At 73.9% G+C, this 12,462-nt stretch carries 10 protein-coding genes; 1 reads left to right on the forward strand and 9 read right to left on the reverse strand.

The genetic code is table 11. The annotated features are described in order from the left end of the window. Positions 1–2 precede the first annotated feature (2 nt). From def to Pta02_RS34305, 5 genes are all read right to left on the reverse strand, one after another. Positions 3–551, reverse strand: coding sequence for a peptide deformylase (gene def, locus Pta02_RS34285; RefSeq protein WP_203879164.1), 549 nt, complete (start codon positions 549–551; stop codon positions 3–5). A 19-nt stretch (positions 552–570) separates the two neighbouring features. Next, positions 571–1,971 (reverse strand): hypothetical protein, encoded by a 1,401-nt coding sequence (locus tag Pta02_RS34290; protein ID WP_203879165.1) that lies wholly within the window; start codon positions 1,969–1,971, stop codon positions 571–573. A gap of 40 nt (positions 1,972–2,011) precedes the next feature. Continuing rightward, the gene (locus Pta02_RS34295; protein ID WP_239131454.1) at positions 2,012–3,658 is read right to left on the reverse strand and encodes a hypothetical protein; all 1,647 of its coding nucleotides are present in this window, start codon (positions 3,656–3,658) and stop codon (positions 2,012–2,014) included. A gap of 49 nt (positions 3,659–3,707) precedes the next feature. Further along, the gene (locus tag Pta02_RS34300) at positions 3,708–5,825 is read right to left on the reverse strand and encodes a primosomal protein N' (protein ID WP_203879166.1); all 2,118 of its coding nucleotides are present in this window, start codon (positions 5,823–5,825) and stop codon (positions 3,708–3,710) included. Positions 5,826–6,030: 205 nt separating this feature from the next. Beyond that, positions 6,031–7,473 (reverse strand): amidohydrolase, encoded by a 1,443-nt coding sequence (locus Pta02_RS34305; RefSeq protein WP_203879167.1) that lies wholly within the window; start codon positions 7,471–7,473, stop codon positions 6,031–6,033. A 63-nt stretch (positions 7,474–7,536) separates the two neighbouring features. Between Pta02_RS34305 and Pta02_RS34310 the strand changes: the two genes are divergently transcribed. After that, positions 7,537–8,886 carry a M14 family zinc carboxypeptidase gene (locus Pta02_RS34310; RefSeq protein WP_203879168.1) on the forward strand — a complete coding sequence of 450 codons (1,350 nt, stop codon included), beginning with the start codon at positions 7,537–7,539 and terminating at the stop codon, positions 8,884–8,886. A 64-nt stretch (positions 8,887–8,950) separates the two neighbouring features. Here the strand turns inward: Pta02_RS34310 and metK are convergent, their stop codons facing one another. The 4 genes from metK to rpoZ form a co-directional block, all read right to left on the reverse strand. After that, the gene (gene metK / locus Pta02_RS34315) at positions 8,951–10,138 is read right to left on the reverse strand and encodes a methionine adenosyltransferase (protein ID WP_203879169.1); all 1,188 of its coding nucleotides are present in this window, start codon (positions 10,136–10,138) and stop codon (positions 8,951–8,953) included. A gap of 148 nt (positions 10,139–10,286) precedes the next feature. Further along, positions 10,287–10,655 (reverse strand): hypothetical protein, encoded by a 369-nt coding sequence (locus tag Pta02_RS34320; protein ID WP_203879170.1) that lies wholly within the window; start codon positions 10,653–10,655, stop codon positions 10,287–10,289. 295 nt (positions 10,656–10,950) lie between these two features. Continuing rightward, the gene (gene coaBC / locus Pta02_RS34325) at positions 10,951–12,189 is read right to left on the reverse strand and encodes a bifunctional phosphopantothenoylcysteine decarboxylase/phosphopantothenate--cysteine ligase CoaBC (protein WP_203879171.1); all 1,239 of its coding nucleotides are present in this window, start codon (positions 12,187–12,189) and stop codon (positions 10,951–10,953) included. A gap of 8 nt (positions 12,190–12,197) precedes the next feature. Then, on the reverse strand, positions 12,198–12,461 hold the full coding sequence (gene rpoZ, locus Pta02_RS34330) for a DNA-directed RNA polymerase subunit omega (protein ID WP_203879172.1): 264 nt from the start codon (positions 12,459–12,461) through the stop codon (positions 12,198–12,200). Position 12,462: the final 1 nt, after the last annotated feature.

Consider the following 12,462-nt stretch of genomic DNA (forward strand, 5'->3'; position numbering starts at 1 on the left):
TCCTACAGAGCCTTCCCGTGGGTGACGTGCGGGGAGAACTTGACGGTGGGGGCCGCCAGCCCGCTCCACTCGGCCTGGCGGATCTCCTTCATGGCGAGCTTGCGCTGCTGGGCGTCCATCCGGTCGATGAACAGGACGCCGTCCAGATGGTCGGTCTCGTGCTGGAAGCAGCGGGCCATCAGGTCGGTGCCCTCGAGCGTGATGGGCTCGCCGTGCATGTTGAAGCCCTTGGCCACCGCGCGGATCGCCCGGGGCGTCGGGTAGGTCAGGCCGGGGAAGGACAGGCAGCCCTCCTCGCCCTCCTCGTCCTTCTCGTCGGACAGGTCGAGGCTCGGATTGATCAGGTGCCCGAGCTGGTCGTCGACGTAGTAGGTGAAGACCCGCAGGCCGACCCCGATCTGCGGCGCGGCCAGGCCCGCTCCGGGCGCGTCCATCATCGTGTCGGTGAGGTCTTTGACGAGCTTGTGCAGCTCCTTGTCGAAGTCTTTCACCGGCTCGGCGGGAGTGCGCAGCACCGGGTCGCCGAAAAGGCGGATCGACTGAATGGCCAACGGGGCTCCTTCCAGAGAATCACCCCAGTTTACGGGCCTGGCGGGATCGGGCCTTCATCGCGGCCTTGCGGGCGGCCTTGGCCACGGCGGCGTCGGAGTGGTGCGCGCCCAGCATGTCGAGCACCGCGATCCGGTCGGGATGGTCGGCCAGGGCCATCTCCTCGACCATGCGGACCAGGTCCTCGCCCGGTTCGAGCGCGTCGAACTCGCCCATCCCCTCGGCGGTCCTCCCCAGATGGACCCGGGAAGCGAGCGCGTCGACCGTGAGCCAGATGTTGTCGGCCGGCGTGAGGGCCGGGGCGGGCAGGTCGCGCACGTGCAGCCAGGAGGCGGCGTAGCGCCACATGGCGGGCTCGGCGAGCGCCTCGCGGAGGGGGGCCTCGGCCTCGGGACCGAGCTCCTCCAGGATCGAGCCCACCACGCCGCGATGGCCGGCGGCGCCGGAGCAGGCCACCTTGATCAGCTCACGGGCGGCGGCCTCGGGGGTGCGGGCCTCCAGCCACACGGCGACGGCGCTGGAGGCCGCGGCCTTCTTCGCGATCGCCTCGACGAGCTCGGCCGCGCCGAGATCGGCGAAGACCGCGACCTCGGCGCCGGTGGGCGCGTCGTGCCCCTCGCGCATCAGGTCGCGGCGGACGGCCCACAGGCCCAGCGGGGTCAGCCTGAGCCGGCCGGCCGCCGTCGGCTCGACCAGCCCGCAGTAGCCCAGCAGCGCCAGCGCGGCCTCCAGCTCCCCGGGCAGGGAGACGGCCAGCGCCCGCATCTCCGCCGGCCGGGCCTCGCAGGCCACCTCGTGCGACTGGAGGATGCCCTTGACCAGGGTGGCGTGCGACAGCCCGTCGTTCACGGCGTACATCGTCGCGAGCATCTCGGCGAGGTGCTCGTCGACCACCGCCGAGCCGGTCAGGCTCTCCTCGGCGCGGTCCAGGACGTCCATGACGACCCCGTCCCAGAACTCCAGCAGCGCCGCGGACGGCAGGCCGCCGGACAGGTTCAGGGGGCCGGGGGCGGCCGTGCCGCGGGAGATGCGCAGCATGCCGGTGTTGACCGCGACCACCCACAGCAGGTGGACCCGGTCCGGGCCGGCGAGTCCCAGCTCGGCGGCGGCCAGGAAGGGGTCGGGCAGCAGGCACTCGGGGGTGACCTCGCGGGTGCCGGTCCAGGCGGCCAGCCGCCGGGCGTCGGCCACCAGCGGGACCTGCGGCACGGCGCGGGCCAGCTCGTCGTCTGAGGCGAGCTCGACCGGCGGGAAGCTCAGCGCCTCGGTGCCGCATCCGGGGCACCCGCAGTCGTCTCCGTCGGCGGCGACCCCGTCGAGCACGGCCGCGCGCGCCTCGGGCGGCACGGCCCCCAGCTCGTCGACCAGCCTCCTCAGCTCGCCGATGTCGAAGACGTTGCCGGTGTTCCCGCTCTTTGCCACCCGTGAAACTTACTCCACAGGAGCCCCGCGGATGTACGGCTCAGCCGATGGCGCGCGAACGTGCCTTGAAAGCCGCCTTGCGTGCGGCCTTTGCCACATTTTGATCCTGCAGAGAGCGACCGAGCAGTTCCAGTACGTCCACGACGTCGGGATGGTCCACCCGCCACATCTCCTCGATCACGTGCGCCGGAGGGCCGGAGGCCGCCATGTTCTCCGCGAACATCTCGGGGTCGTCCTCGGCGGCCGGCAGCGCGAGGGCGAGCATGTCCACGCTCATCCAGAGCACCTCGTCCTCGGTGAGGCTCGGGGCGGCCATGCCGCGCGAGGACAGCCAGTGGATGGCGTGCGGGCGCAGCTCGGGCTCCTGCAGCGCGGCCCGGACCGCCGGCTCGGCCTCGTGGCCGAGCCGGTCGACGATCGTCACCGCGATGCCCCTGGCGACCGAGGGCGCCCCGGCGACCGCCGCCAGCAGCTCGGCGGCGGCCTCGCCGGGCGTCCTGCGGTCCAGCCAGCCCTCGATGTCCGCCTCGGCCGCCTCCGGCGGCATCCCGGACAGCAGCCCCTCGATCAGCGCCGGCGCGTCGGCGCCGGTCAGGTCGGCGGCCTCCGGTGCCTCCATGCCCATGCCGACGTAGAGCTCGCGCAGCCCCCACACCGCCAGCGGGGTCAGCGACAGCGCGTCGTGGACCCGCTCGGTCAGCCCGCAGTAGGTCAGCCGCCGCACGGCCTCGTCGAGGTCGAGGTCCTCCTCCTCTTCGAGGAGGCCGATCTCGTCGAGGTACTCCTCGACGAGGGACATCGCCATCGGCACCTGCAACCGGTAGAGCATGTCGCACACGCCGTACAGCTCCCCGTCGAAGATCTCCCAGCCCGTGATGACGCCGCCGGTGTCCCCCTCGACGAGGAAGGCCACCGTGGCGGCCCACACGTCCAGCGGGCCGGCCCCGTCGCCGTCGAAGATGGCCGTGCCCTGCCGCTCGACCAGCCCGGCCCGCAGCGCCACGTCCCACAGGAAGTCGGGGTCGGGCACGTCGAGCTGGGCGGTCGCCTCGGCGGCGTCGCGTACGCGCAGGCGCCCTTTGGCGGTCGGGGTGCGCCCGCCGGCCAGCATCCACTGGGCCAGGCGGCGGGCGTCGGTCAGCAGCGGCACCCGCAGGGCGGCCTCGGTGAGCGTCTCGGGGGGCGCCAGCCGTACCGGGGGCAGAGGGGTGCAGCCGGGGCAGTCGCAGCCCGGGGCGTCGCTCTCGACCACCATCGCCGGGACCTGCGCGTCCTGCTCCAGCGTGTCGGCGCCCATCGCGCTGAACAGGCTCTTGGCCATGCCGAAGCGGGAGGTGTCGGCCAGGGCCGCCGGCATCTCCGGCTCGACCCGGTCGAGGGTTGCGCGCATGCGGGCGGCCATCTTCCCGCCGATCTCCTCGGTCGACAGCAGGAAGTCGACGAGGGTGCGGGCGGCGGCGATCGTCTCGGCGGCGCTTTCCGGAGGGGCGATGACCTTGCGCGGATAGATGTCGAGCAGCAGTTCCTCGAAAGTGACCGGAGTGAAATCCCCCAGCTCGTTCACGTCCAGGTAGTCGCTCGCGTAGTCGCAGAGCAGGCGGATTTCGTCGGCGTCAACGTGCAGGTCGTTGGCACGTCCCCACGCACGCAGATCGTCAACGGCCCGATTCACCCATTCGATCGACACAGGGAGAAATTAACGGCTTACTGTCAGCACCGCGAATCGGGGAAACAACTCAAATGGCGTCCAGGGGGTCAATGCACACCCTGACCACCTCTCCCGCCTTGCGTGCCGAACGCACCCCGGCCGCCCCTTTCAGCGCGGCGGCGAGCGCCGGTCCCGCCCCCCACGACACGCGCACCATGGCGCGTTCCCGCACCTGATCGCCCTTGGAGGGCTCGACGGGGACGGGCCCGAGGACCTGAGCCCCCTCCGGCAGCGCCGTCTCCTTCAGCATCTCCCTGACCGCCGCCGGAGGTCCGGTCAGAGTGGCCATCCGCACCGCCGGGGGGAAACCGAGTTCTGTCCTGTCGGCCAGTTCCCGTTCGGCATGGGTGACCGGATCCCAGCGCAGCAGCGCCTGCACCGGGAGCAGGGAGGAGTCGGCGAGCACGACGAGCTCGCCCCCGGCGCGCACCAGGGCCGCGGCGTTCATCCACCGGCGCAGCGTCTCCTCGGCGACCCGCAGGTCCGGCCGGCCCAGCAGCGCCCATCCGTCCAGCAGCACCGCGGCCGCGTAACCGCCCTCGGGCACCGGCTCGGCCCCCGGGGTGGCCACCACCAGGGCCCGTCCCGGGCCGACCGTGGCCAGGACGCCGTCCTTGCCGGAGGTCTTGACCGGGACCGAGGGGAAGGCGCGGCCCAGTTCCTCGGCGGTGCGCCGGGCGCCGACCACCCGCGCGCGGACCCGCTGGGCGCCGCAGGCCGGGCAGCGCCAGGCCCCGGCGATCCGCCCGCACCAGCGGCAGTACGGCGCGGCGTGGCCGTTGCGCAGCGCGAGCGGCCCCGCGCAGTGGGCGCAGCGGGCCGGTGCCCGGCAGCCCTGGCAGGCCAGGGCGGGCAGGTATCCCCGCCGGGGCACCTGCACCAGCACCGGGCCGTCCTCCAGCCCCGCCTTCAGCGTCCGCCAGGCGAGGCTGGGCAGCCGGGCGGCCCTGGCCGCCTCGTCCCTGGCCAGTTCGGCGTCGTCCCCGGCCGGGCGGACCCTGGGCGCCCTGGCCCTGACCGTCTCGCGGGCCGCGGTGATCGGGGCGGCCCAGCCGGTGGCCACCAGCCGGGTGGCCTCGGCCGTACGGGTGTATCCGCCGACGAGCAGGCCGGCGCGGCCCTGGTGGGCGCGCATCGCGAGGATCTCGCGGGTGTGCGGGTACGGCGCCAGCCGCTCGGCGTGCAGGTCGTCGCCGTCGTCCCAGACGACCGCCAGGCCGAGGTCCCCGACCGGCGCGAAGGCCGCCCCCCGGGTGCCCACGACCACCCGGACCTCTCCCCTGGAGACCTTCAGCCACCGCCTGTAGCGCTCCGCCGGTCCCAGGTCCGCCGTCAGCGACACGTGCCTGCCCGGCCCCAGGACGGCGGTCAGCGCCGCGTCGGCCTGCACCACGTCCTTGCCGTCGGGGACCACCACCACGGCTCCCCTGCCGCCGCGCAGCGTCTCCCTGACGGCCACCGCCACCGCCCTGGGCCATTCGGGCCCGGCCTCGCCGATCCCCGGCAGAGCGGTCCACACCGCCCGCGGCGAGCGCCCCTGCGCCAGGGCCGTCAGGAAGGCCTCGCCGTCCCCGTATCCGGCCCACGGCCCCGGGTCCCCCGCCGCCTCCTCGACCGGGCCGCCGGCCGCCGGTTCCGGCCCGGCGGCGCGCGGGCCGCCCTGCGCCGCGCCCTCGGCCTCGGCCTCGGCCTCGACCCTGGCGTGCCGCGGCGGTACGGCCAGGCGCAGGACGTCGGCCAGGGTCCCCGCGTAGCGGTCGGCGACGGCGCGGGCCAGAAGGGCGATCTCGGGGGCGAGCACCGGCTCGGGGGAGACGACCCTCTCCAGGCGCGTCAGCCTGCCCTCGTGCTCGGTGGTCTCGGCCCGCTCCAGCAGGAACCCGTCGGTGAGCTTGCCCGCGAACCGGACGCGGACCCGGCAGCCCGGCACGGCGTCGGCGTCCATGGGCGCCGGGACGAGATAGTCGAACAACCGGTCCAGGTGGGGCAGCGGGGTGTCCACCACGACCCGGGCGACGGGCAGCGTGGCGGCCGGCTCCGGCACGCCCTTGGCGGGCGCGCTCCTCGCGGGGGGCACGGACCTCTCGCGGACGGCGTCCAGCGGCAGCAGGGCGCCGTCATCCGCCGAGGGGTTCGTATGGGTCACCCACTTGTCCTACCAGATGCCGGGAGCAGGTCTTGCCCGGCCGGGCGGCGCCCGGGGGAGCCGGCCATCCGCAAAAGACCCGGATCCCCCGAAAACCCCCGTCCGCCGCCCTCAGGGACCCGTCGTGCCCCTCAGAAGCCCGCCGTACCTCCCGGGAACCCGCCGCACATCTCGGGGACGCGCCGTGCCTTTCAGGAGTCCGGCGTCACGATCTCCGGTGGGTCCACCGGCCGGCGAGCAGGGTGCCGAAGATCGGCATGCGGCGCAGCGCCCCGCCCTCCAGGCGGGCCGGGTCGTCCTCGGTGATCACCAGGTCCGCCGGGTCGCCCGGCCGCACCGCGCGCCTGCCCCCGGCCGCCGCCGCCAAGGCCTCGGCCAGCGGGATCGCCTGCTCGGGGTGCCACGGCGGGCGGTCGTCGTCGGTCCGCTCGACGGCGGCGGCGATCCCGTCCCACGGGTCGAGGGGCGCCACCGGGGCGTCGGAGCCCAGTTCCAGGGTGGCGCCGGCCGCCAGCAGGTCCGCGTAGGCGAAGGCCCGGCCGGTCCTGCCGTGCCAGTGCCGGTCGGCCACCTCCCGGTCGTCGGGCGCGTGCGCCGGCTGCACGCCCGCCACCAGCCCGGGCCGGGCGAAGCGCGGGAAGTCCTGCGGGCGGACGAGCTGGGCGTGCTCGATCCTGCCGGGACAGCCGACCTGCTCGAAGGCGTCCAGCGCGATGCCCACCGCCAGGTCCCCGATGGCGTGCACGGCGGGGACGATCCCGTGCCGCCAGGCCAGGGCCATCGTGGAGCGCAGCTCCTCGGGCGGGATCTCCAGCAGTCCCCGCGTCCCGGTGCCGGGGTAGGGGTCCTCGCAGTAGGCGGTCCTGGTGTTCAGGGAGCCGTCAGCGAAGATCTTCACCGGCCCGGTCTCCAGCAGGCCCCCGGACCCGCCGACCGGGTCCCCCGTGCGCAGCCCCCGGCCGATCGCCTCCTCCAGCCGGTCCCTCGGGATCGAGCAGCGCACCCGCACGTCGATCCGCCGCTCCCCCGCCAGCCGGGCCCATTCGGTGAGGTTGTCGGCGAACTCGAAGTCCAGCAGGCCCACCACGCCCCTGGCCGCCGCGGCCGTGGCGGCCTCGGCCACCCAGCGGTCCAGCTCCTGCCGCGGCGGCGGGGGCAGCTCCGCCATCGCGCTGTAGCAGTCCTGTTCGCGCAGCACCCCGGTGGGATGCCCGCCGCGGCCGACCACGGCCAGCGCGGCGGGGCTGAACCACGCGGTGTGCAGGTCGTTGCTGATCAGGACCATCGCCCGGCCGGGCGCCACCGCCTCCAGCAGCGCCTTGTCCGGAGTGTCGGGCCACAGGGCGTCGCGGAAGCCGTACCCGGTCGTGATCCCGGACGGGTCGGCGCGCGAGGCCACCAGCCCGGCCGCCTCCCGCGCCGAGCGGGCGGAGCCCAGGTCGATCCTGCGCCGGGCCTGGGCCCACTGCCGGGAGTGCACGTGCGCGTCCCACAGGCCGGGCAGCACGGTGCACCCCTCGACGTCCACCGACTCGTCGCAGTCCGGCGGCTCGGGGCTCACCTCCGCGATCCGCCCGCCGTCGACCAGGACGTGGCGGATCGGCCCGCCGGGACCCATCCGCGCGTTGCGCAGCAGCAAGGAAGCCATGGAGGCGACCCTAGATCGGGGGCGGGGGACCGATCGCCGAGGGGTGGTCGGCACACTGGGAGGGTGATCGATCCCGCACTCCAGGAGGAGCTCGACTCCGTCCCCGACTACGACCGCTTCGCCACGGTGGACGAGATCGCGGCCGCCCTCACCCGGCTGGCCGCCGGCCATTCCCGCATCGCCTCGCTGCGCCGCGTGGGCACCTCCCGGCTGGGCGAGCCCATCCTCTGCCTGACGGTGGGCGGCGGGCCGCGTCACGCGCTGGTCGGCGCCATGCCGCATCCCAACGAGCCGATCGGCGGCCTCACCGTCGTCCATCTGGCCACCCGGCTGTGCCGGGACCCCGCGCTGCTGCGCTCCACCGGGCACACCTGGCACATCGTGGGGTGCCTGGACCCGGACGGGACGCGGCTCAACGAGGGGTGGTTCGCCGGGCCGTTCACCAAGACCCGCTACGGCCGGCACTTCTACCGGCCCGCGGGCGACGAGCAGGTCGAGTGGACCTTCCCCTTCGCCTACAAGCGCGCCTACTTCGACCGGGTGATGCCCGAGACGCTGGCGCTGATGCGGCTGATCGACGAGACCCGCCCGTCGTTCATGACCACCCTGCACAACAGCGAGATGGGCGGGGCGTTCTTCTATCTCAGCCGCCCGGTGCCCGCGCTGCACGCCGTACTGCGGGCCCTGCCCGGCCGGTACGGCGTGCCGCTGCACGCGGGCGAGCCCGAGCACCCCTCGGTACGGGAACTGGACGAGGCCGTCTATCTGACCCCGCGCATGGAGGACTTCTACGACTACGTCGAGGCGCTGGGGCAGGACGCGGCCGAGCAGATCGGCGGCGGGGCCAGCGACTCCTACGCCGCCCGGTACGGCACGCTCTCCCTGACCGCCGAGCTGCCCTACTGGCGCGACCCCGCGGCGGGCGACCGCTCGCCGGCGGGCGCCGCCTACGACGAGCTGATCCGCGCCCAGGCCGCGCACCTGCGTGAGACCTTCGCCGTGCTCGACGGGACGATGAGCGCGGTGGCGGGCGACCTGACGGCCCGCTCGCCGTTCATCCGGGCCAGCAGGTTCTTCGTCCCCCTGCTCTCCGAGATGGCCGCGGCGGCCGAGCAGCGCGCCGACGAGCCGGGCAACGACCGGCCCGCGACCGTGGCCGAGCGCCAGTCGTGCCGGGAGACCACGCACAGCGCCCGCCTCAGGTTCGGCGGCATGCTGCTGCGCGCGCTGGAGGGCGAGCTGGCCATCGGCAACGGCACCGCGGCGGTGCGCAAGTGCACGCGGAGGCTGGCCGAGGTCTACGCGGCCTGGTGCGCCGAGGCCGACGCGGAGACTCCCGGGGAGACGATCCCCATCCGCGACCTGGTGGCCATCCAGTACGGAGGCATCCTGGCGGGCGCCGCGCACGCCTGAGGTCCCGCCGGCACCGCGTCACGCTCGTGCGCGGCGCCGGCGGGGACGGAGAACCCGTGACGGGTCAGAGACCGGCGGCCTCGCGCAGGGCCTCGGCGCGGTCGGTGGCCTCCCAGGCGAAGTCCTTGCGGCCGAAGTGGCCGTAGGCGGAGGTCGCCGAGTAGATCGGGCGCAGCAGGTCGAGGTCGCGGATGATCGCGGCGGGGCGCAGGTCGAAGACCTTCAGCACGGCCTCCTGGATCGTCAGGACCGGGATCTTCTCGGTGCCGAAGGTCTCGACGAACACGCCGACCGGGTGCGCCTTGCCGATGGCGTAGGCGACCTGGACCTCGGCGCGGTCGGCCAGACCGGCCGCCACGATGTTCTTGGCGACCCAGCGCATCGCGTAGGCGGCCGAGCGGTCGACCTTGGAGGGGTCCTTGCCGGAGAAGGCGCCGCCGCCGTGGCGGGCCATGCCGCCGTAGGTGTCGACGATGATCTTGCGGCCGGTCAGGCCGGCGTCGCCCATCGGGCCGCCGATCTCGAAGCGGCCGGTCGGGTTGACCAGCAGGCGGTAGCCCTCGGTGTCCAGGTCGACGCCCGCGAGCACCGGGTCGACCACGTGCTCCTTGATGTCGGGCGCGAGCATCTCCTTGAGGTCGATCTCGGCCGCGTGCTGGGTGGAGACGACCACCGTGTCGAGGCGGACCGGCTTGTCGCCGTCGTACTCGATGGTGACCTGGGTCTTGCCGTCGGGACGCAGGTAGGGGACGGTGCCGTCCTTGCGGACCTGCGACAGGCGCTCGGCCAGGCGGTGCGCGAGCTGGATCGGCAGCGGCATCAGCTCGGGGGTCTCGTTCGTCGCGTAGCCGAACATCAGGCCCTGGTCACCGGCGCCCTGGCGGTCGAGCTCGTCGTCGTCGCCCTCCTCGCGGTGCTCGTAGGCGTCGTCGACGCCCTGGGCGATGTCGGGCGACTGGGCGCCGATGGACACCGAGACACCGCAGGACGCGCCGTCGAAGCCCTTGTGCGAGGCGTCGTAGCCGATCTCGAGGATCTTCTCCCGGATGATGCCGGGGATGTCGACGTAGGTCTCCGTCGTCACCTCACCGGCGACGTGGACCTGACCGGTGGTGATGAGCGTCTCGACCGCGACCCGGCTCTTGGGGTCGCCCTTGAGCATGGCGTCGAGAATCGCATCACTGATCTGGTCGGCGATCTTGTCCGGGTGGCCCTCGGTGACCGACTCGGAGGTGAAAAGGCGACGGGACAAGTCAGGGCTCCTCATGCAGCGGCTGCTGGCGACTGGGGCTGCGGTGCGGGGACACGGCAGCGTTCCGCCGAAGTCTAGCCCCACCAGGAGCGGCGTTGCGAAACCGTCTCGAATTCCAGCACCCTCGAAGGTACCCCCGCGGGCGCGCTCACAGATCGGGCAGCGGGTCGGCCGGCAGCGTCTCCGGCGCGAAGACCTCCGCGTCGGCCGCGCGCACCACCGCGCCGTACTCGTCGTCGATCTCGAACACCATGCCGCCGAGGTCGATCGCCGCACCCGTGGAGAACTCCACCGGGCCCAGCCGGGTCCGCCGGGCGTGGGTGGCGTAGATGGACGTGGGCACGTCGCGGTCGAAGAACTTGGTCGACAGCACGGAGATCGCCTGGTCGGTGACCACGATCAGGAAGGTCGCCATCCCCGGCGAGCCCACCGACAGCGCGGGCAGGATGTAGCGGATCTCCTGTCCTGGCGGAAGGAGGGCGCGGCAACGCGCCCAAACGGCACCCGGAACCGGCATGATCAGACCCCCTGGTACAACGTTCCAGGTCACTCCGCACGCAGTATCCGTCGGCCGGGGATCTCCGGCAAGCGGATCAGGAGTGCGTCTCACGGATCTCTGTGCGGCGGAAACCTCCGGACCGGGGGAAACCCGCCGGGCGGATGACCGGAACCGGACAGCGTCCGGAGAGCCGGAACCGGGCAGCGCCCGCAGACGCGGCCCCTGCGGGAGGCGATCCGGGAGGCCCTCCCGGAGGAGGCCGCCGTGCCGCCGGCCCCCCGGGGGCCCGCCGTACGGGCACCCCGCGGGGGCGTCAGGCCGGGCGGTCGAGGCGGGCGGCGACCAGGTCCCAGACCACGTCGGCCAGCGCGTCCTTCGGCCCGCGCGGGATCTCCACCGGGTCGCCGTCCGCGACCAGGACCACGGCCGCGTTGTCGGGGGTGCCGAAGGCGAGGTTCTCCCCCACCTGGTTCACGACGAGCAGGTCGCAGCCCTTGCGGGCGAGCTTGGCCCGGCCGTTGGCCAGGACGTCGTCGGTCTCCGCGGCGAATCCCGCGATCACCTCGGGGTACGGCTTCACGCCCTCGCGGCGGTGCTCCCCCAGCTCGGCCAGGATGTCCGGGTTCTTCACCAGGTGAACGGCGTCGGGCTCGGCCGAGGTCTTCTTGATCTTCGAGTCGCTCCGGGCCGCGGGACGGAAGTCGGCGACGGCGGCGGCCATGACCACGGCGTCGGCGTCCCGGACCGCCTCCATCACGGCCTCGCGCAGTTGCAGGGCCGACTCGACCCTGACCACCTCGACCCCGGCGGGGTCGGGCAGCGCGACGTTGGCGGCGACCAGGGTGACCCGGGCGCCGCGGGCGGCGGCCGTACGGGCCAGGGCGTATCCCTGCAGGCCCGAGGAGCGGTTGCCGATGAACCTGACCGGGTCGATGGCCTCGCGGGTGCCCCCCGCGGAGACGACCACGTGGCGGCCGGCGAGGTCGAGGGCGCGCCCGGCCAGGACGCGTCGGCACACCTCGAAGATCTCCACCGGGTCGGGCAGCCGTCCCCGGCCGGTGTCCGCGCCGGTCAGCCGGCCCACGGCGGGGTCCAGGACGATGGAGCCGCGCTCGCGCAGGGTGGCCACGTTGGCCTGGGTCGCCGGGTGCTCCCACATCTCGGTGTGCATCGCCGGGGCGAACACCACCGGGCAGCGCGCGGTGAGCAGGGTGTTGGTCAGCAGGTCTCCGGCCAGCCCGTGGGCGGCCTTGGCCAGCACGTCGGCGGTGGCGGGGGCCACCACCACCAGGTCGGCGCCCTGGCCGATGCGGACGTGCGGCACCTCGTGCACGTCGTCCCACACGTCGGCGCTGACCGGGTTGCCGGAGAGCGCGGCCCAGGTGGGCTCGCCCACGAAGCGGAGCGCCTGGGCGGTCGGGACGACCCGGACGTCGTGTCCGGACTCGGTGAACAGGCGCAGCAGCTCACACGCCTTGTAGGCGGCGATGCCCCCGCTCACGCCGAGGACGACGTTCGGCTTCCCGGGCGTGTCGCCGTCGGTGGAGCCCATCGGCGGGACTAGCCCTCGATGGGCTCGGAGGTGAGCAGGCCCTCGGCGACCTCGCGCAGCGCGATGGACAGCGGCTTCTCCTGGGCGTGGGTCTCCACCAGCGGGCCGACGTACTCCAGCAGGCCCTCGCCGAGCTGGGAGTAGTAGGCGTTGATCTGGCGGGCGCGCTTGGATCCGAAGATCACAAGGCTGTACTTGCTGTCGACGATCTCCAGCAGCGCGTCGATCGACGGGTTGGTGATGCCTTCTGCGTAGGCGGCGTTGCTTGCCACG

Source organism: Paraplanobispora takensis (assembly GCF_016863195.1).
GTDB lineage: Bacteria > Actinomycetota > Actinomycetes > Streptosporangiales > Streptosporangiaceae > Planobispora > Planobispora takensis.